Genomic DNA, 17,895 nt, shown 5'->3' on the forward strand with positions numbered 1-17,895 from the left:
AAGCAAGTTATATGCCTGAAATTGCAGCGTTTGCCTAGAGCACTGTTACACTTAAGCCCGTCCCGGGCGTGTTTGCCAGTGCTCTGGGCAGGCTCTGGATCAGAGGCGGAACTCGTGGCCCAGGTAGACTTCCTTGACCAGCTGGTTGGCCAGGATGGTCTCGGCATCGCCTTCGGCGATCAGTTGGCCGTCGTTGACGATGTAGGCGGTCTCGCAGATGTCCAGCGTTTCGCGAACGTTGTGGTCGGTGATCAGTACGCCGATACCCTTGTTCTTGAGGTGGTGGATGATCTGCTTGATGTCGCCCACGGAGATCGGGTCGACGCCGGCAAAGGGTTCGTCCAGCAGGATGAACTTGGGCGCGGTGGCCAGGGCGCGGGCGATTTCGACACGGCGGCGTTCACCACCGGAAAGGCTCATGCCCAGGTTGTCGCGGATGTGGCTGATGTGGAATTCCTGCAACAGGCTTTCCAGCTCCTTGCGCCGACCGTCGCGGTCGAGGTCCTTGCGGGTCTCGAGGATGGCCATGATGTTGTCGGCCACCGACAGCTTGCGGAAGATCGAGGCTTCCTGCGGCAGGTAGCCGATGCCCGCTTGCGCGCGGCCATGCATGGGCTGGTGGCTGACGTCGAGGCTGTCGATCAGGACGCGGCCCTGGTCAGCCTGGACCAGGCCCACGATCATGTAGAAGCAGGTGGTCTTGCCGGCGCCGTTGGGGCCGAGCAAACCGACGATCTGGCCGCTGTCGATGGACAGGCTGACGTCGCGAACGACCTGCCTGCCCTTGTAGCTCTTGGCCAGGTGCTGGGCTTTGAGGGTTGCCATTTACTCGGCCTTTTTCTTCGGTTGAATGACCATGTCGATGCGCTGACGTGGTGCAGTCACGTTGCCACCGCGACCGGCGGTCGCCACCTGGGTCTTGGTGTTGTAGACGATCTTCTCGCCTTCGGTGGTGTTGCCTTCGTTCTCGACCTTGGCGCGGTCGGTGAGGATCACCATGTCTTTCTGCGCCTGGTACTGGATGGTCACGGCCCAGCCTTTCATCTTGTCGGGCTTGGCGGCGCTCTGCTGCTGCTCGAAGTAGGCCAGGTTGCCCACCGAGGTGACCACGTCGATGTCGCCGGAAGCGGCGCGGGTCATGGTCACGGTGTTGCCTTTGATCATCATCGAGCCTTGAGTGATGATCACGTCGCCGGTGTAGGTGGCCACGCCTTGCTTGTCGTCCAGGTGGGCGTTGTCCGCCTGGATGCGGATCGGCTGGTCACGGTCGTTCGGCAGGGCGAAGGCGCTCGCGCTTCCCAGTGCTACGCCCAGGCTGAGCAGAAGGGGGATGGTTTTAACGAGCCTCATACTGTCCTCTTACGTTAGAGAGCAGGTCCATCCTGCCTTCTTTCAAATACGCTTTCATTCCTTTGCCCGTGGTTGTGCCACCGGCGCCGTCGATTCTAACGGCTTGCTCGGTCTGCGCATATTGCTTCTGCGGGAACACGGTCATGCGGGTGCTGGTAATGATGGTTTCACGTTGCTTTTCATCGGTGCGCGCCACGCGAACGTCATCGATCAGTTCGACCTCGGTGCCGTCCGGGTTGACCTCGGCACGTTTGCTCTGCACGTGCCACGGGTACTCGGTGCCGCGGTACATGTGCAGGTCAGGCGTGGTCACCAGGGTGACTTCGCTGGCCTTGAGGTGTTCGACCTTGTCGGCGGTCATCTCGTACTGCAGCTTGCCGTCGGGCAGGAACTGCACGCTGTGGGCATTGATCGCGTAGTAGTCGATGGCGCTTTCGTCGACCTGGGCGGTGGGCTGCTCGAGGAAGCTTTCCGGGCTGACGTTCCAGTAGCCGACGGCGGCCAGCAGGGCGGCAACCACGCCGAACAGCGCAAAATTACGAATCTTCTTGCTGAACATGGGTGGCCTTACAGGTAATTTTCATTGGCAGCGTCCAGGGTGCCCTGGGCCTGCATGATCATTTCGCAGAACTCGCGGGCGGCACCTTCACCGCCGCGTGCCTGGGTCACGCCGTGGGCGTGCTGGCGAACGAACGGCGCGGCATTGGCCACCGCCATGCCCAGGCCCACGCGGCGGATCACCGGCAGGTCGGGCAGGTCGTCGCCCAGATAGGCGACCTGTTCATAGCTTAGGTTGAGTTCGGCGAGCAGGCCGTCGAGCACCACCAGTTTGTCCTCGCGGCCCTGGAACAGGTGCGGGATGCCCAGGTTCTTCGCCCGGCGCTCGACCACGGGGGTCTTGCGCCCGCTGATGATCGCGGTGCTCACGCCCGAGGCCATGAGCATCTTGATACCCTGGCCGTCGAGCGTATTGAAGGTCTTGAACTCGCTGCCGTCCTCGAGGAAGTACAGGCGGCCGTCGGTGAGCACGCCATCGACGTCGAACACCGCCAGCTTGATGGCCTTGCCGCGTTGCATGAGGTCCTGGTTCATTTACATCACTCCGGCACGCAGCAGGTCGTGCATGTTCAGGGCGCCGGTCGGGCGGTCGTCCCGATCGACCACCACCAGTGCGCTGATCTTGTGGTCTTCCATGATCTTCAGGGCTTCTGCGGCGAGCATCTCGGCGCGGGCAGTCTTGCCGTGGACAGTCATGACCTCGTCGATGAGGGTCTTGTGGATATCGATGCTGCGGTCGAGGCTGCGGCGCAGGTCGCCGTCGGTGAATACGCCGGCGAGCTTGCCGTCGCTTTCCAGGACCACAGTCATGCCCAGGCCCTTGCGGGACATCTCGAGCAGTGCATCCTTGAGCAGCGTGCCGCGTTGTACCTTTGGCAGCTCCTCACCCGAATGCATCACGTTCTCGACTTTCAGCAGCAGGCGTCGGCCCAGTGCGCCGCCCGGGTGCGAGAAGGCGAAGTCCTCGGCGGTGAAGCCGCGGGCTTCCAGCAGGGCGATGGCCAGCGCGTCGCCCAATACCAGCGCGGCGGTGGTGGAAGAGGTGGGTGCCAGGTTGAGCGGGCAGGCTTCCTGGGCAACGCGGGCGTCGAGGTTGACCTCGGCCGCTTGCGCCAGGGGTGAGTCCGGGTTGCCAGTAAGGCTGATCATCTGGATCCCCAGGCGCTTGATCAGCGGCAGCAGGGTGACGATCTCGGCGGTGCTGCCGGAGTTGGACAGGGCAAGAATGACATCGTCACGGGTGATCATGCCCATGTCACCGTGGCTGGCCTCGGCCGGGTGCACGAAGAACGAAGGGGTGCCGGTGCTGGCGAGGGTGGCGGCGATCTTGTTGCCGATGTGCCCCGACTTGCCCATGCCGACCACCACGACGCGGCCCTTGCTGGCCAGGATCAGCTCACAAGCCTTGACGAAGTTGCCGTCGATACGGGCCAGCAGGCCCTCTACGGCCTCGAGTTCCAGGCGCAGGGTGCGCTGGGCGGAGTGGATCAGCTCGCTGGATTGGCTCATGTCGAAAACGCAATGCCTGATGAAAAGGCGGCGATTATAGCCGCAATGTGTGAAAGGCTCATCCTTCGAATGTCACATATAGCTGTCAGCGCCCTGAACGGAACGTTTGACACCCTTGGGAAGGGCCTGCCAGCGGTGCTATAGTTCGCCGCTATTCGGCCTGCCAGGAGGGCGTGTGCCTTCATGATGAAGGTGAACGTCCATTAGTGCGAGGCTGCACTAGCAAGGAGTCTAGATGAGTGTGGATAGCGCCTACGCGGTCGAGTTGAAGGGAGTCACCTTCAAGCGCGGTTCGCGCAGCATTTTCAGCAACGTGGACATACGTATTCCCCGCGGCAAGGTCACCGGCATCATGGGGCCTTCGGGGTGCGGCAAGACCACCTTGCTGCGCCTGATGGGCGCGCAGTTGCGCCCAACAGGCGGTGAGGTCTGGGTCAACGGGCAGAACCTGCCCGCGTTGTCGCGCAGCGACCTGTTCGACGCCCGCAAGCACATGGGCGTGCTGTTCCAGAGCGGCGCGTTGTTCACCGACCTCGACGTGTTCGAGAACGTCGCTTTTCCGCTGCGCGTGCACACGCAGCTGTCGGACGAGATGATCCGCGACATCGTCCTGATGAAACTGCAGGCGGTGGGGTTGCGTGGCGCCATCGACCTGATGCCCGACGAATTGTCCGGCGGCATGAAGCGCCGCGTGGCGCTGGCCCGTGCAATTGCCCTCGATCCGCAGATACTCATGTACGACGAACCGTTCGTCGGCCAGGATCCGATCGCCATGGGCGTGCTGGTGCGGCTCATCCGTCTGCTCAACGACGCCTTGGGGATCACCAGCATCGTGGTCTCCCACGACCTGGCGGAAACCGCCAGCATCGCCGACTACATCTATGTGGTGGGTGATGGCCAGGTGCTGGGGCAGGGCACGCCTGACGAGCTGATGGGCTCGGACAACCCGCGCATCCGCCAGTTCATGAAGGGCGACCCGGACGGTCCGGTACCCTTCCACTTTCCCGCGCCTGATTACCGCGCCGATCTGCTGGGGGCGCGTTGATGCGCAGAAAATCCTTACTCGAACGTATCCGTCTATTCGGCCGTTCGGCCATCGACGTGCTCGCGGTGCTGGGGCGTTCGTGCCTGTTCCTTGGGCATGCACTGAGCGGCCGTGGCGGCATCGGCGGTGGCTTCCAGTTGCTGGTCAAGCAGCTCTACTCGGTTGGTGTGCTGTCGCTGGCGATCATCGTCGTGTCCGGCGTATTCATTGGCATGGTGCTGGCGCTGCAGGGCTACAGCATCCTCACCAAGTACGGCTCGGAACAGGCCGTGGGGCAGATGGTCGCCCTGACGCTGCTGCGTGAGCTGGGGCCGGTGGTGACCGCTTTGCTGTTCGCCGGGCGCGCAGGTTCCGCGCTGACTGCCGAGATCGGCAACATGAAGTCCACCGAGCAGTTGTCGAGCCTGGAAATGATTGGTGTCGACCCGCTCAAGTACATCGTCGCCCCAAGGCTGTGGGCCGGTTTCATTTCGTTGCCGTTGCTGGCGCTGATCTTCAGTGTGGTCGGCATCTGGGGCGGTTCGTGGGTCGCCGTCGACTGGCTGGGCGTCTACGAGGGTTCGTTCTGGGGCAACATGCAGAACAGCGTTTCTTTCAGCGATGACGTGATCAACGGGCTGATCAAGAGCCTGGTGTTCGCCTTCGTCGTTACCTGGATCGCCGTATTCCAGGGGTATGACTGCGAGCCCACTTCAGAAGGGATCAGCCGTGCCACCACCAAGACCGTGGTTTATGCCTCATTGGCAGTCCTGGGTCTGGACTTTATTCTGACCGCCTTGATGTTTGGAGATTTCTGATGCAAAACCGCACCCTGGAAATCGGTGTCGGCCTGTTCCTCCTGGCCGGGATCCTGGCGCTGCTGCTGCTGGCACTGCGTGTCAGCGGGCTGTCGGCCAGCCCGAGCAGCGACACGTACAAAGTTTATGCGTATTTCGACAATATCGCCGGTTTGACGGTCAGAGCCAAAGTGACCATGGCCGGCGTGACCATCGGCAAGGTCACGGCCATCGATCTGGACCGTGATTCGTATACCGGTCGGGTCACGTTGCAGTTGGACAAGCAGGTCGACAACCTGCCGACCGACTCCACGGCCTCGATCCTGACCGCCGGCCTGCTGGGCGAGAAATACATCGGCATCAGCGTGGGCGGCGAAGAAGCGGTTCTCAAGGATGGCAGCACCATTCACGACACGCAGTCGGCGCTGGTGCTGGAAGATCTGATCGGCAAGTTCCTGCTCAATTCCGTGGGCAAGGAACCGAAAGAAGCTCAACCGGCTAATTAAGGAGTTCCCATGATTTCGATCCTGCGACGTGGCCTGCTGGTGCTGTTGGCGGCCTTCCCCCTGCTGAGCATGGCAGCGCCTGGGCAGTCTGCCCGCGACGTCATCCAGGGCACCACCACTCAACTGCTGAGTGACCTGAAAGCCAACAAAGAGCAGTACAAGGCCAACCCCGAGGCGTTCTACAAGGCGCTCAACGACAACCTCGGCCCGGTGGTCGATGCCGATGGCATCTCCAAGAGCATCATGACGGTCAAGTACTCGCGCAAGGCCACGCCCGAGCAGATGCAGCGCTTCCAGGAGAACTTCAAGCGCAGCCTGATGCAGTTCTATGGCAACGCCCTGCTGGAGTACAACAACCAGGGCATCGTCGTAGACCCAGCCAAGGCTGAGGATGGCGAGCGCACCAGCGTCGGCATGAAGATCACCGGCACCAACGGCGCGGTCTATCCGGTGCAGTACACCATGGAAAAGATCGCTGGCGAGTGGAAGGTGCGTAACGTCATCGTCAACGGTATCAACATCGGCAAGCTGTTCCGCGATCAGTTCCAGGACGCCATGCAGCGTAACGGCAACAACCTCGACAAGACCATCGACGGCTGGGCCGGCGAAGTGGCCAAGGCCAAGCAGACCGCCGACAACTCGCCGGACAAGGAAGTCAAATGAGCGATGCCGCAGTGAGCATGGCCGAGCCTGGCGTCCTGCGCCTGGCCGGCGTGCTGGACTACCGCAGCGGCCCGGCCCTGCGTAAGCAGGGCAAGGCGCTGATCGCCGCCAGCGGCGAGGCCCGCCTGGTGCTGGACTGCACCGCGGTGGTGAAGTCGAGCAGCGTCGGCCTGTCGCTGTTGCTGGCCTTCATGCGTGACGTCCAGGCGGCCGGCAAGGCCTGCGAACTGCGCGGCATGCCTGACGACATGCGGGAAATTGCCGAGGTCTACGACCTCGATGAGGTACTGGCGGGCTGATGGCCTGCCGCAAGGTGAAAGCCCCTCGGTCAGTGCGCCCCGTCTTGGGCTTCGCAGGCGAGGGGCTTTTTTGTATGATGGCCGACCCGCGCGCGTTGGGCGCCGATCGAGGTTGAGCATGCAGGCCGTAGAAGTCAAAAGCTTTCTGGAAGAGAAATTGCCGGGAACCCGGGTCGAAGTTGAAGGCGAAGGCTGCAACTTCCAGTTGAACGTGATCAGCGACGAGCTGGCCGGCCTGAGCCCGGTCAAGCGTCAGCAGGCGATCTATGCTCACCTCAATCCGTGGATCTCGAACGGCAGCATTCACGCGGTAACCATGAAATTCTTCAGCAGCGCAGCCTGGGCTGAGCGCACCTGAGCCAACTTGGCGGCGAGAGACGTATGGACAAACTGATTATCACTGGCGGCCCGCGCCTCGACGGCGAAATCCGCATTTCCGGCGCGAAGAACGCCGCATTGCCAATCCTGGCGGCGACCCTGCTGGCCGACGGTCCGGTCACCGTGGGCAACCTGCCACACCTGCACGACATCACCACCATGATCGAGCTGTTCGGTCGCATGGGCATCGAGCCTGTGATCGACGAGAAGCTCGCGGTGGAGATCGACCCGCGCACCATCAAGACCCTGGTTGCGCCTTACGAGCTGGTCAAGACCATGCGCGCCTCGATCCTGGTGCTGGGGCCGATGGTCGCTCGTTTCGGTGAGGCCGAAGTGGCCCTGCCAGGCGGTTGCGCCATTGGCTCGCGTCCGGTCGACCTGCACATCCGTGGCCTGGAAGCCATGGGCGCGAAGATCGAAGTCGAGGGCGGCTACATCAAGGCCAAGGCCCCGGAAGGCGGCCTGCGTGGCGCGCACTTCTTCTTCGATACCGTGAGTGTGACCGGTACCGAGAACATCATGATGGCCGCAGCGCTGGCCAAGGGCCGCAGCGTGCTGCAGAACGCCGCGCGCGAGCCGGAAGTGGTCGACCTGGCCAACTTCATCAATGCCATGGGCGGCAAGGTTCAGGGTGCCGGTACCGACACCATCACCATCGATGGCGTCGAGCGCCTGGCCTCGGCAACCTACCGCGTCATGCCCGACCGTATCGAGACCGGCACCTATCTCGTCGCCGCTGCCGTGACCGGCGGCCGCGTCAAGGTCAAGGATACCGATCCGACCATTCTCGAAGCCGTGCTGGAGAAGCTCAAGGAAGCTGGCGCCGACATCACCACGGGTGAAGACTGGATTGAGCTGGACATGCACGGCAAGCGGCCCAAGGCCGTCAACCTGCGCACCGCGCCGTACCCGGCGTTCCCCACCGACATGCAGGCGCAGTTCATCTCGCTCAACGCCATCGCCGAAGGCACTGGCGCGGTGATCGAGACCATCTTCGAAAACCGTTTCATGCACGTGTATGAGATGCACCGCATGGGCGCACAGATCCAGGTCGAGGGCAACACCGCCATCGTCACTGGCGTCAAGGCGCTCAAGGGCGCTCCAGTGATGGCCACCGACCTGCGCGCCTCCGCCAGCCTGGTGCTGTCGGCCCTGGTCGCCGAAGGTGACACGCTCATCGATCGCATCTACCACATCGACCGTGGTTACGAGTGCATCGAGGAAAAACTGCAGATGCTCGGCGCCAAGATCCGCCGCGTACCGGGCTAGTCTGTGACCGGCGCAGGGACGCGCCAGCCGAATCGTATGCGGTCGGGCCCATGGCCCGACCGGCTATAGCTGCTTAAGGACCGACGTTTCCCATGTTGACCATCGCGCTATCAAAAGGCCGCATTCTCGACGACACCCTGCCGTTGCTGGCCGAAGCCGGCATCGTCCCCACCGAGAACCCGGACAAGAGCCGCAAGCTGATCATCCCCACCACGCAGGATGACGTACGCCTGCTTATCGTGCGTGCCACCGACGTACCGACCTACGTCGAGCATGGCGCCGCCGACCTCGGTGTGGCCGGCAAGGACGTGCTGATGGAATACGGTGGTCAGGGGCTGTACGAGCCGCTGGACCTGCAGATCGCCCAGTGCAAGCTGATGACCGCTGGCGTGACCGGCGCGCCCGAGCCCAAGGGCCGTCTGCGCGTGGCCACCAAGTTCGTCAACGTAGCCAAGCGCTACTACGCCGAGCAGGGCCGCCAGGTCGACATCATCAAGCTGTACGGCTCCATGGAGCTGGCACCGCTGATCAACCTTGCCGACAAGATCATCGACGTGGTCGACACCGGCAACACCCTGCGTGCCAATGGCCTCGAGCCGCAAGAACTGATCGCCACGATCAGCTCGCGCCTGGTGGTCAACAAGGCCTCCATGAAGATGCAGCACGCCCGTATCCAGAGTCTGATCGACACCCTGCGCAACGCCGTCGAATCGCGACACCGCGGCTGACCTCTGCGCGCGACCTTCGCTGTCGCGCCCGTCTATCCGCGTCATAGCCAATTTTCTCAGGTGCCCGCGCGGATGGACTGGTAGCTTAGGGCGCCTGAGCATCCGCTAATAATCGAGGCCCTCGCCATGACCGTGTCCACTGCAATTGCCCGTCTCAACGCTGCTGACCAGGATTTCGCCCGACATCTGGATCATCTGCTGAGCTGGGAAAGTGTGTCCGATGACACGGTCAACCAGCGCGTGCTCGACATCATCAAGGCCGTGCGCGAGCGCGGTGACGCGGCGCTGGTGGAGTTCACCCAGCGTTTTGACGGCGTCGATGCCAAATCCATCGACGACCTGATCCTCGACCGCGCTCGCCTGGAGCTGGCCCTGACCCGCATCACCGCAGTTCAGCGCGAAGCCCTGGAAAAAGCCGCCAACCGTGTGCGCATCTACCACGAGCGGCAGAAGCAGGATTCCTGGCAGTACACCGAAGCCGACGGCACCGTGCTGGGCCAGAAGGTCACGCCGCTGGACCGTGCCGGCCTGTATGTGCCGGGCGGCAAGGCGTCGTACCCGTCGTCGGTGTTGATGAACGCCATTCCGGCAAAAGTGGCTGGCGTTTCCGAGGTGGTGATGGTGGTCCCGACGCCGCGTGGCGAGGTCAACGAGCTGGTGCTCGCTGCGGCCTGCATCGCCGGGGTTGATCGGGTCTTCACCGTCGGTGGCGCGCAGGCCGTTGCGGCCCTGGCCTATGGCACCGAGAGCGTGCCGCAGGTGGACAAGATCGTCGGCCCAGGCAACATTTACGTCGCCACTGCCAAGCGTCATGTGTTTGGCCAGGTCGGGATCGACATGATCGCCGGTCCGTCGGAGATTCTTGTGGTGTGTGATGGTCAGACCGATCCGGACTGGATCGCCATGGACCTGTTCTCCCAGGCCGAGCACGACGAGGACGCCCAGGCGATCCTGGTCAGCCCGGATGCCGCCTTCCTCGACCGGGTTGCCGCCAGCATCGAGAAGCTGCTCCCCACCATGGAGCGTGCCGAGATCATCGAGAAGTCGATCAATGGCCGTGGCGCGCTGATCCAGGTGCGTGACATGCAGCAGGCGATCGAGGTGGCCAACCGCATCGCCCCCGAGCACCTGGAGCTGTCGGTGGCCGACCCGCAGGCCTGGCTGCCGCAGATCCGCCACGCCGGTGCGATCTTCATGGGCCGCCACACCAGCGAGGCGCTGGGCGACTACTGCGCCGGCCCCAACCACGTGCTGCCGACCTCCGGCACCGCGCGGTTCTCTTCGCCGCTGGGTGTGTATGACTTCCAGAAGCGTTCGTCGATCATCTTCTGCTCCGAGCAAGGGGCTTCCGAACTGGGCCACACCGCGTCGGTACTGGCCCGTGGCGAATCGCTGACCGCCCACGCGCGCAGCGCCGAATACCGCATCCTCAACGAGAAGGGGAACTGAGCATGAGTCGTTTCTGGAGTCCCTTCGTCAAGGACCTCGTCCCTTACGTGCCTGGCGAGCAGCCCAAGCTGGCGCGGCTGGTCAAGCTCAACACCAACGAGAACCCTTATGGCCCGTCGCCCAAGGCGCTGGAGGCCATGCAGGGCGAGTTGAACGACAACCTGCGGCTGTACCCGGATCCGAACAGTGACCGGCTCAAGCAAGCGGTTGCCGAGTACTACGGCGTGACACCCGCACAGGTGTTCGTCGGCAATGGCTCGGACGAAGTGCTGGCGCACATCTTCCACGGCCTGTTCCAGCACGACCGTGGGCCGTTGCTGTTCCCGGACGTCAGCTACAGTTTCTATCCGGTGTATTGCGGCCTGTACGGCATTGCGTTCGAGCAGGTGGAGCTGGATGAGCAATTTCAGATCCAGGTTTCGGACTACAGCAAACCGAATGCCGGGATCATTTTCCCCAACCCCAACGCGCCGACGGGTTGCCTGCTGCCGCTGGAGGCGGTGGAGCAACTGCTGCAGGCGAACCGCGATTCGGTGGTGGTGGTTGATGAAGCCTACATCGATTTTGGCGGCGAGACGGCCATCAGCCTGGTGGATCGCTACGACAACCTGCTGGTGACCCAGACCCTGTCCAAGTCGCGTTCGCTCGCGGGGCTGCGGGTGGGGTTGGCGGTGGGGCATCCTGACCTGATCGAGGCGCTGGAGCGGATCAAGAACAGCTTCAACTCCTACCCGCTGGACCGTATGGCGATCGTGGGCGCGGCGGTGGCGTTCGAGGACCGTGAGTATTTCGACGAGACCTGCCGCAAGGTGATCGATAGCCGTGAGGTGTTGGTCGAGGCGCTGACCGCGCGGGGGTTCGAGGTGCTGCCTTCGGCGGCGAACTTCATCTTTGCCCGCCATCCTTCGCAGGATGCGGCGGGGATTGCGGCGCGGCTACGGGAGCAGGGGGTGATCGTGCGGCACTTCAAGCAGGGGCGGATTGCGCAGTTCCTGCGGATTACGATTGGGACGCCGGAGATGAACCAGGCGTTGCTTGATGCGCTTTAAGTTGAGGTTGATTTGAGCGTTTGACTGAAGGGCGGGTTGGGGCGTATCTGGTTACGTTTCAATTCGCCCTTGTTGTTGTTGTTGTTGTTGTTGTTGTTGTTGTTGGTTTTTCAAGTTGGGGGCATATCCATTTGCTATATGGACGCTGACTCACCTTTCCGCCCTTACGGCGGGTTACTTTGGTCTTGGCCAAAGTAACCAAAGCCGCTCGCTCCATCATACGGCCCCTGCGCTGCGCTCCGGGGTCCCTTCGCTCCGGCGCCTTCCGGGCCCGCGCGGCCTACGACTTGCTGCGCAAGTCTACATCTCGCGCCTTCGGCTACGCCGAAGGGTGCTGCGCACCTGGCCCTTCAGACGCCTGCGCTCAGCCTCCTGAAGTCGCGAAGTTACGGGCGGCGCCTGCGCAGGCGCAGCTGTCGCTAGCTGCTTATTCGTGGCCTTGAGTACGCATTCGCCGGCAAAGCCGGCTCCTACCGGACGGTGCACGCCGCACCATTGTAGGAGCCGGCTTTGCCAGCGAACCATTGGTACAAACGACACGTCCATATCAGCATTACATAGCTATCAAACTTTCCGCTCTTCGCTCTTCGCTCTTCGCTCTTCGCTCTTCGCTTCTGCGAGCGCGCAGCGCCTCGCCCGGCTTTTGATCTTGGTGCGCAATAGTCCAGGCGCCGCCAATTGCGACTTCAGGAGGCCGAGCGGAGTTCTTGCGTAGTGGGGCGACGGCCATGGATGGCCGTCGAGCGCTGCGCCCCAGGATGGGGCGTTCAGCGCGGTACCCACGGGAGCAAGAACGGAGCGAGGGGACCCCGGAGCGAAGCGCAGGGGCCGTATGATGGAGCAGGCGGTTTTGCCTACTTTTTCCAAGAAAAAAGTAGGCCGCCGTAAGGGCGGAAAGGTGAGTCAGCGTCTCTATCGCCAATGGATATGCTCACATAACTCCAAACCAACACTCTGAAAGCCGAAGCCATCACGCCACCTCCCGCCCACCCCGATGCGCCAACACCGTATAAATACAAGGCAACACAAACAACGTGAACAACGTCCCAACCGACATCCCCGTGGCAATCACGGTGCCGATGTCGAACCGGCTCACCGCCCCCGCCCCGGTGGCCAGAATCAACGGCACCATGCCGAACACCATGGCCGCCGTGGTCATCAGCACCGGCCGCAACCGAATCGCCGCTGCCTCTTCGATTGCCTCGCGAACCCCAAGCCCCTTTTCCTCCCGCAGTTGGTTGGCAAACTCGACGATCAAGATCCCATGCTTGGTAATCAACCCGATCAAGGTCACCAACCCCACCTGCGTATAGATGTTCATGCTGGAAACCCCAAGGAACAGCGGCACCAGCGCCCCGCAGATGGACAGCGGCACGGTCACCAGGATCACCAGCGGATCCCGGAAGCTTTCGAATTGCGCCGCCAGCACCAGGAAGATCATCGCCAGCGCCAAACCGAAGGTCACCCACAATGCGCTGCCCTCCTGGACGAACTGCCGCGCCGTACCTGCATAGTCCACCGCAAAGCCCTCCGGCGCCTCCTCATGGGCGATCGTGCGCACGGTGTCCAGCGCCTCGCCCATGCTCACCAGCGGCACACCCTGGATGATCGCCGAGTTCAATTGCTGGAACTGATTGAGCTGACGAGGCCGGGCACGGTCGCTGAGGGTAATGAGCGTAGACAGGGGCAGTAACTGACCCTGTTCGTTCTTCACGTAATAGTTGTTCAACCAACCCGGCGTGGCGCGATAGGCGCGTTCGACCTGGGCAATCACTTTGTAGCTACGGCCTTCCAGGGTGAAACGGTTGATCTCCGCCTCGCCCAGCAAGGTGGCCAGAGTCCCGCCGAGGGTGTCCATCGACACGCCCATCTGCGCGGCCTTGGCGCGGTCGATGTCGATCATCACTTCAGGCTTGTCGAACGCCAGGTCGATGTCGAGGAAGGCGAACTTGCCGGAGGCTTGCGCACGCTCCTTGACCCGCTGGGCCACCTCCAGCAACGCCGTGTAGTCCCCGGCGGTGTTGATCACGAACTGGAACGGCAACCCCTCTCCGGTGCCAGGCAGTGACGGCAGGTTGAAGCCGAAGATCTGCAGGCCGCCGACCTCCTCGAGCTTGGCCTGGACCAACGGCAGCAGTTCCATCTGGGTACGCTGCCGCTCGCTCCATGGCTTGAGCAGAAAGCCTCCGATGCCGCTCTGCACGCCATTGAAACCGTTGATCTGGAACGACGAGTAATACTCGGGGAAGGTCTTGAACAGCGGTGTGAATTCGTCGGTGTAAGCGTTCAAGTAGTCCAGGTTGGCGGTCTGCGGCGAGTTGCTCATCATGAAGATCACACCCTGGTCTTCATTGGGCGCCAGTTCGCTCTGGGTGAACTTGAGCAGTACCGGGATCAGGCCCAGGATGATCACCGCGAACACCAGGACTACCGGCCTGCTGTTCAAGGTGCCGTGCAACAGGCGCTGGTAGCGCACCTTCAGCTGTTCGAAGAGCACGTCCAGGCGGTGGGCCAGGCCGCTGGGGTTCTGCTCGTGGCGCAGCAGCAGGGCGCACATCATCGGCGACAGGGTCAGGGCCACGACGCCCGAGATGATCACCGCCCCCGCCAGTGTCAGCGCGAACTCCTTGAACAACGCGCCGGTCAGCCCGGTGAGAAACCCGATGGGGGCGTACACCGCGGCCAGGGTGATGGTCATCGACACCACCGGCAGGGCAATCTCGCGGGCGCCTTCCAGTGCCGCGTCGCGGGGCGTCTTGCCTTCTTCGATATGGCGGTGGATGTTCTCCACCACGACGATGGCGTCGTCCACCACCAGGCCGATGGCCAGTACCATGGCCAGCAAGGTCAGCAGGTTCAGCGAATAGCCCATCATCTGCATGAAGAACAGCACGCCGATCATCGACAGCGGGATGGTCACCACCGGGATCAGCACCGAGCGCAGGGCACCGAGGAACAGGAACACCACGACGATGACGATCAGCACCGCCTCGCCGAGGGTCTTGATCACTTCGTTGATGGAAGCCTGGATGAACAGGGTGGCGTCGTAGGCGATGGACACTTTGAGGCCCGACGGCAACTGCTCTTCGAGTTGCGGCATGATCCGCCGTACTTCCTTGATTACTTGCAGCGGGTTGGCGGCAGGCGTGGCCTTGATGCCGATGTACACCGAAGGCGTGCCGTCGAACGAGCTGACTGTGTCGTAGTTCTCCGCGCCCATTTCAATGCGCGCTACGTCCCCCAGCAGCACCCGGCTGTCGCCGGCGATCTTGACCGGCAGGGCGGCGAAGGCCTCGGCGGACTTGAGCTCGGTGGTGGCATTGACGCTGGTGACCACGTACTCGCCTTTCACTTCACCGGCCGCGGCGAGGAAGTTGTAGTGGCGCACGGCGTTGGTCACGTCCACCGCCGACAGGCCGAAGCCGGCCAGTTTCACCGGGTCGATCCAGATACGCATGGCGAACAACTGGTTGCCGAGGATCTGCGCCTCGGCCATGCCCGGCAGCGTCGCCAGCTTGGGCTGGATCACCCGCGACAGGTAGTCAGTGATCTGCGGGTTGCTCATCTCGTTGCTGTAGAAGCTGATGTACATCAGCGCCGAAGCGTCGGCCGCCTCCTTGCTCAGCACCGGGTCCTCGGAATCCTGGGGCAGCTTGTTGCGCACCTCGTTGGCCTTGGCCAGCAGTTGGGTGAACAGGCGGTCGGTGTCGGAGCCGATACGTGCGTAGACCGAGATCACCGAGAAATTCTGCCGGCTCACCGAGGTCATGTAGTCGATGCCATCGGCGCTGGCCAGGCTCTGCTGCAGCGGCTGGGTGATGTAGCCCTGGATGGTTTCGGCGTTGGCCCCGGGGTAGGCGGTGGTCACCGTGATCAGGGCGTTCTCCATCTGCGGGTACTGGCGAATCTGCAGCTTGCTCCAGGCCTGCGCGCCCAGCAGCAGGATCAGCAGGCTGACCACGCAGGCCAGCACCGGGCGGCGGATGAACGGGTCGGTGAACGCCATGCCTGCCTCCTTCAGTGGGTGCCCGGCTTGAGCGCCTGCTCGCTGCTGATGCGAATCGCCGCGCCGGGCGCCAGCTTGAGCTGACCGGCAGTGACCACCTGGTCACCGGCCTGCAACCCTTTGCTGATCACCACCCAGCCGTCACGGCGCTCACCGGTCTGCACGGTGCGCTGCTCGGCGATCAGTTGCGGCTGGCCTTCGCTGTCGTCCAGCGGCTTGCCATCCTCGCCTTGCTTGCGGCTGACCAGGTACACCGAATTGCCATACAGGGTGTAGGTGATGGCGTTCTCCGGTACCACCACCTGCGGTTGCGGATCGGGCAGCAGCAGTTGGAGGCTGGCGAACATGCCGGGCAGTAGCTTGCCGTCTGGGTTGGCCAGGGTGGCGCGAACCAGCAGGTTGCGCGTGCTTTCCTCGACTTTCGGGTTGATTGCGCTAAGGCTGGCGGGGAAGGTCTGGCCCGGGTAGGCGGCCACTTGCACCAGCACCTGCTGGCCGAGGCTCAGGTGGGGTAGGGCCTGTTCGGGCACATTGAAATCGACGTACAGGCTCGACAGGTCCTGCAAGGTGGCGATCACCGTGCCGCTAGCCAGATAGGCGCCGACGTCCACCTGGCGAATGCCGATGGTGCCGCTGAACGGGGCGCTGATGCTCTTCTTCGCCAGCGACGCCTTGAGCTGGTCGACCACCGCCTGGTTGCGCCGATATTGGGTGGTGAGCCGATCAAACTCACCCCGTGAGATGGCCGAGTCGCCGACCAGCTGGCTACCGCGACCGAAGTCCACCTTCGCCAGGTTAAGGTCGGCCTGGGCGGTGCCCAGCAGGGCCGTTTCCTGTTCGCTGTCCAGTTGCAGCAGCAGTTGCCCGGCCTTCACCTTCTGCCCGGATTCGAAGTGCAGGGACTTCACCGTGCCGGCCACTTCAAGGCTCAGTTCGACGCCCTGATAGGCCTTCAGGCTGCCGACCGCCGGCAGGCGTTCCTGCCATTGGCGCAGCTCGGCCTGGGCCGCGGCGACGCTGACCGGTGGCTTGGGTGCCGAGAACATCTGTACCTGCCTGTAGATGGAGAAGGCCTTGAAGCCCCCCAGAATCAGCACGATCAGCAGGACGACGGCCAACATGATCAGCATGCGGCGGCGCAGCATAGGTCCGGTTCCCTGGATGCGAGGTGGTTGTTCGTCGTGCACGACCACGGGCGATCCGGCCCACGTGCGATGGGGAGAGTATTGTCGGTTTTTGCGAAAAGGGGAGGTGTGAGGGGGGCAACCAACCGTCTCCTATCGGCAATGACCTAGCAGTTTTACCAGTTACCAGTCATTGCGGGTTGTATTAAGTTCTTCGAAAACCGTGCACTTGCACACAAGGAGAGCAAAATGTCCAAAAGCGAAAAAATCAGTTCGATTCCCCCGGTTTGGGCTGACAACGTTGATTTGGAGTTTGACGGTAAGCCTTTGATCGCACCTCGCCTGTTTCTGGAACGCGGGCGTGCATATACATTGTTCCTGAAGCCTAAAACGGGAAGCACACTTATCGGTAAACCAGTCAGTTTGAAGTATGGTGATTCATCTGATTGGGTCGTCGTGAGTCCCCAAGGGGAGAGAGTATTGGCCGAGGAAGGCATGAAATGGGTCATCACTGGGAGTAATAATAGCGGGCAGTTTATTCTCCGTGTGGAGACACCGGCCTTGAATGATGAACCGTTGGTTTTGGTGGGGACGCTACAGTAGGCCAATTTTGTGACACCTACTGGCAGGTTCAGCTCGTAGGTGTCGGCTGGTCGGCGAACAGGGTTCAGACCTGGTGCAAGTGGTTGTCCCAGAACCCCGGCGGCAGGTTCATCGGTTGCCCGATCAGTTCCTGCTTGCGGCAATCGTAGAACCGACAACGCCCCTGCCCGGAAGTGACGACGAATCCAGCCATCACCGAACCGACCCCCTGCGCAATCGGACATCGTTGCATCGAGCTCCACCGCGCGGCTGTCCAGATCCCGGATGAACAGCCGACTGGCGCGTAGTGCAGTGAGCGCTACCAGGCGCAGCTCGCTGTGGATGGCGGCGCTGACCAGTGCTTGAGTGCCGAGAACATCTGAGCCTGCTTTTAGATGGAAAAGGCCTTGAAGCCCCCAGAATCAGCAGGACGATGGCCACATGATCAGCATGCGGCGGCGCAGCATAGGTCCGGTTCTCTGGATGTGAGGTGGTTGTTCGTCGCGCACGGGCACAGGCGATCCGGGCCACGTGCGATGGGGAGAGTATTGTCGGTTTTTGCGAAAAGGGGAGGTGTGAGAGTTCGCCGGCAAGCCGGCTCCTA

19 protein-coding genes are annotated in these 17,895 nt (G+C 62.5%); 11 read left to right on the forward strand and 8 right to left on the reverse strand.

Annotated elements, in window-relative coordinates; all coding sequences use genetic code 11:
* Window positions 1-99: 99 nt before the first annotated feature.
* Genes lptB through PSEEN_RS05115 form a run of 5 tightly spaced genes read right to left on the reverse strand, consistent with a single transcriptional unit; the run spans window position 100 to window position 3,417 of the window.
* Window positions 100-825, reverse strand: a complete 726-nt coding sequence (gene lptB / locus PSEEN_RS05095) for an LPS export ABC transporter ATP-binding protein (RefSeq protein ID WP_011532417.1) — start codon at window positions 823-825, stop codon at window positions 100-102.
* Window positions 826-1,350 carry a lipopolysaccharide transport periplasmic protein LptA gene (gene lptA, locus PSEEN_RS05100; RefSeq protein WP_011532418.1) on the reverse strand — a complete coding sequence of 175 codons (525 nt, stop codon included), beginning with the start codon at window positions 1,348-1,350 and terminating at the stop codon, window positions 826-828.
* Window positions 1,337-1,909 (reverse strand): LPS export ABC transporter periplasmic protein LptC, encoded by a 573-nt coding sequence (gene lptC / locus PSEEN_RS05105; protein WP_011532419.1) that lies wholly within the window; start codon window positions 1,907-1,909, stop codon window positions 1,337-1,339. Before lptC ends, lptA begins: the two co-directional genes overlap by 14 nt.
* An 8-nt stretch (window positions 1,910-1,917) precedes the next feature.
* The gene (locus PSEEN_RS05110; RefSeq protein ID WP_011532420.1) at window positions 1,918-2,442 is read right to left on the reverse strand and encodes a KdsC family phosphatase; all 525 of its coding nucleotides are present in this window, start codon (window positions 2,440-2,442) and stop codon (window positions 1,918-1,920) included.
* Window positions 2,443-3,417, reverse strand: coding sequence for a KpsF/GutQ family sugar-phosphate isomerase (locus tag PSEEN_RS05115; RefSeq protein WP_011532421.1), 975 nt, complete (start codon window positions 3,415-3,417; stop codon window positions 2,443-2,445).
* Window positions 3,418-3,652: 235 nt separating this feature from the next.
* On the opposite strand from PSEEN_RS05115, the gene PSEEN_RS05120 reads away from it, so the two are divergent.
* The 10 genes from PSEEN_RS05120 to hisC all read left to right on the forward strand — a co-directional run bounded on the left by PSEEN_RS05120 (window position 3,653) and on the right by hisC (window position 11,579).
* Window positions 3,653-4,462: an ATP-binding cassette domain-containing protein gene (locus PSEEN_RS05120; RefSeq protein ID WP_011532422.1), complete on the forward strand. Its 810-nt coding sequence runs from the start codon at window positions 3,653-3,655 to the stop codon at window positions 4,460-4,462.
* Window positions 4,462-5,259, forward strand: coding sequence for a lipid asymmetry maintenance ABC transporter permease subunit MlaE (gene mlaE / locus PSEEN_RS05125; protein ID WP_011532423.1), 798 nt, complete (start codon window positions 4,462-4,464; stop codon window positions 5,257-5,259). The genes PSEEN_RS05120 and mlaE overlap by 1 nt, the downstream gene beginning before the upstream one ends.
* Window positions 5,259-5,744: an outer membrane lipid asymmetry maintenance protein MlaD gene (mlaD, locus tag PSEEN_RS05130; RefSeq protein WP_011532424.1), complete on the forward strand. Its 486-nt coding sequence runs from the start codon at window positions 5,259-5,261 to the stop codon at window positions 5,742-5,744. The genes mlaE and mlaD overlap by 1 nt, the downstream gene beginning before the upstream one ends.
* A 9-nt stretch (window positions 5,745-5,753) precedes the next feature.
* A complete protein-coding gene (locus PSEEN_RS05135) occupies window positions 5,754-6,407 on the forward strand; it encodes an MlaC/ttg2D family ABC transporter substrate-binding protein (protein WP_011532425.1) in 654 nt (217 codons plus the stop codon).
* Entirely contained in the window at window positions 6,404-6,706 is a 303-nt protein-coding gene (locus PSEEN_RS05140) for an STAS domain-containing protein (RefSeq protein WP_011532426.1), read from the forward strand. The genes PSEEN_RS05135 and PSEEN_RS05140 overlap by 4 nt, the downstream gene beginning before the upstream one ends.
* 118 nt (window positions 6,707-6,824) lie before the next feature.
* The gene (locus PSEEN_RS05145; protein WP_011532427.1) at window positions 6,825-7,064 is read left to right on the forward strand and encodes a BolA family protein; all 240 of its coding nucleotides are present in this window, start codon (window positions 6,825-6,827) and stop codon (window positions 7,062-7,064) included.
* A gap of 23 nt (window positions 7,065-7,087) precedes the next feature.
* Window positions 7,088-8,353 carry a UDP-N-acetylglucosamine 1-carboxyvinyltransferase gene (gene murA / locus PSEEN_RS05150; protein ID WP_011532428.1) on the forward strand — a complete coding sequence of 422 codons (1,266 nt, stop codon included), beginning with the start codon at window positions 7,088-7,090 and terminating at the stop codon, window positions 8,351-8,353.
* Window positions 8,354-8,445: 92 nt separating this feature from the next.
* On the forward strand, window positions 8,446-9,081 hold the full coding sequence (hisG, locus tag PSEEN_RS05155) for an ATP phosphoribosyltransferase (RefSeq protein ID WP_011532429.1): 636 nt from the start codon (window positions 8,446-8,448) through the stop codon (window positions 9,079-9,081).
* 126 nt (window positions 9,082-9,207) lie between these two features.
* Entirely contained in the window at window positions 9,208-10,530 is a 1,323-nt protein-coding gene (gene hisD, locus PSEEN_RS05160) for a histidinol dehydrogenase (RefSeq protein WP_011532430.1), read from the forward strand.
* A gap of 2 nt (window positions 10,531-10,532) precedes the next feature.
* On the forward strand, window positions 10,533-11,579 hold the full coding sequence (gene hisC, locus PSEEN_RS05165; RefSeq protein ID WP_011532431.1) for a histidinol-phosphate transaminase: 1,047 nt from the start codon (window positions 10,533-10,535) through the stop codon (window positions 11,577-11,579).
* 970 nt (window positions 11,580-12,549) lie between these two features.
* Here hisC and PSEEN_RS05170 read toward each other — a convergent pair.
* Together PSEEN_RS05170 and PSEEN_RS05175 are read right to left on the reverse strand one after the other, a co-directional pair.
* On the reverse strand, window positions 12,550-15,585 hold the full coding sequence (locus PSEEN_RS05170) for a multidrug efflux RND transporter permease subunit (RefSeq protein ID WP_011532432.1): 3,036 nt from the start codon (window positions 15,583-15,585) through the stop codon (window positions 12,550-12,552).
* 11 nt (window positions 15,586-15,596) lie between these two features.
* Window positions 15,597-16,730, reverse strand: a complete 1,134-nt coding sequence (locus tag PSEEN_RS05175) for an efflux RND transporter periplasmic adaptor subunit (protein ID WP_011532433.1) — start codon at window positions 16,728-16,730, stop codon at window positions 15,597-15,599.
* A 228-nt stretch (window positions 16,731-16,958) separates the two neighbouring features.
* Here PSEEN_RS05175 and PSEEN_RS05180 point away from each other — a divergent pair, with 228 nt between their 5' ends.
* Window positions 16,959-17,312, forward strand: a complete 354-nt coding sequence (locus tag PSEEN_RS05180; protein ID WP_011532434.1) for a hypothetical protein — start codon at window positions 16,959-16,961, stop codon at window positions 17,310-17,312.
* Between the two features lie 64 nt (window positions 17,313-17,376).
* On the opposite strand, the gene PSEEN_RS25955 is transcribed toward PSEEN_RS05180, so the two are convergent.
* The gene (locus PSEEN_RS25955; protein ID WP_011532435.1) at window positions 17,377-17,544 is read right to left on the reverse strand and encodes a DUF1513 domain-containing protein; all 168 of its coding nucleotides are present in this window, start codon (window positions 17,542-17,544) and stop codon (window positions 17,377-17,379) included.
* Window positions 17,545-17,895 lie beyond the last annotated feature (351 nt).

The sequence above is a fragment of the Pseudomonas entomophila L48 genome (assembly GCF_000026105.1).
GTDB classification, from domain to species: domain Bacteria; phylum Pseudomonadota; class Gammaproteobacteria; order Pseudomonadales; family Pseudomonadaceae; genus Aquipseudomonas; species Aquipseudomonas entomophila.

Coding starts and splice junctions, on each gene's coding strand:
- lptB (WP_011532417.1), bottom strand. CDS start 825: ATGGCAACCCTCAAAGCCCAGCACCTGGCCAAGAGCTACAAGGGCAGG.
- lptA (WP_011532418.1), bottom strand. CDS start 1,350: ATGAGGCTCGTTAAAACCATCCCCCTTCTGCTCAGCCTGGGCGTAGCA.
- lptC (WP_011532419.1), bottom strand. CDS start 1,909: ATGTTCAGCAAGAAGATTCGTAATTTTGCGCTGTTCGGCGTGGTTGCC.
- PSEEN_RS05110 (WP_011532420.1), bottom strand. CDS start 2,442: ATGAACCAGGACCTCATGCAACGCGGCAAGGCCATCAAGCTGGCGGTG.
- PSEEN_RS05115 (WP_011532421.1), bottom strand. CDS start 3,417: ATGAGCCAATCCAGCGAGCTGATCCACTCCGCCCAGCGCACCCTGCGC.
- PSEEN_RS05120 (WP_011532422.1), top strand. CDS start 3,653: ATGAGTGTGGATAGCGCCTACGCGGTCGAGTTGAAGGGAGTCACCTTC.
- mlaE (WP_011532423.1), top strand. CDS start 4,462: ATGCGCAGAAAATCCTTACTCGAACGTATCCGTCTATTCGGCCGTTCG.
- mlaD (WP_011532424.1), top strand. CDS start 5,259: ATGCAAAACCGCACCCTGGAAATCGGTGTCGGCCTGTTCCTCCTGGCC.
- PSEEN_RS05135 (WP_011532425.1), top strand. CDS start 5,754: ATGATTTCGATCCTGCGACGTGGCCTGCTGGTGCTGTTGGCGGCCTTC.
- PSEEN_RS05140 (WP_011532426.1), top strand. CDS start 6,404: ATGAGCGATGCCGCAGTGAGCATGGCCGAGCCTGGCGTCCTGCGCCTG.
- PSEEN_RS05145 (WP_011532427.1), top strand. CDS start 6,825: ATGCAGGCCGTAGAAGTCAAAAGCTTTCTGGAAGAGAAATTGCCGGGA.
- murA (WP_011532428.1), top strand. CDS start 7,088: ATGGACAAACTGATTATCACTGGCGGCCCGCGCCTCGACGGCGAAATC.
- hisG (WP_011532429.1), top strand. CDS start 8,446: ATGTTGACCATCGCGCTATCAAAAGGCCGCATTCTCGACGACACCCTG.
- hisD (WP_011532430.1), top strand. CDS start 9,208: ATGACCGTGTCCACTGCAATTGCCCGTCTCAACGCTGCTGACCAGGAT.
- hisC (WP_011532431.1), top strand. CDS start 10,533: ATGAGTCGTTTCTGGAGTCCCTTCGTCAAGGACCTCGTCCCTTACGTG.
- PSEEN_RS05170 (WP_011532432.1), bottom strand. CDS start 15,585: ATGGCGTTCACCGACCCGTTCATCCGCCGCCCGGTGCTGGCCTGCGTG.
- PSEEN_RS05175 (WP_011532433.1), bottom strand. CDS start 16,730: ATGCTGCGCCGCCGCATGCTGATCATGTTGGCCGTCGTCCTGCTGATC.
- PSEEN_RS05180 (WP_011532434.1), top strand. CDS start 16,959: ATGTCCAAAAGCGAAAAAATCAGTTCGATTCCCCCGGTTTGGGCTGAC.
- PSEEN_RS25955 (WP_011532435.1), bottom strand. CDS start 17,544: ATGCAACGATGTCCGATTGCGCAGGGGGTCGGTTCGGTGATGGCTGGA.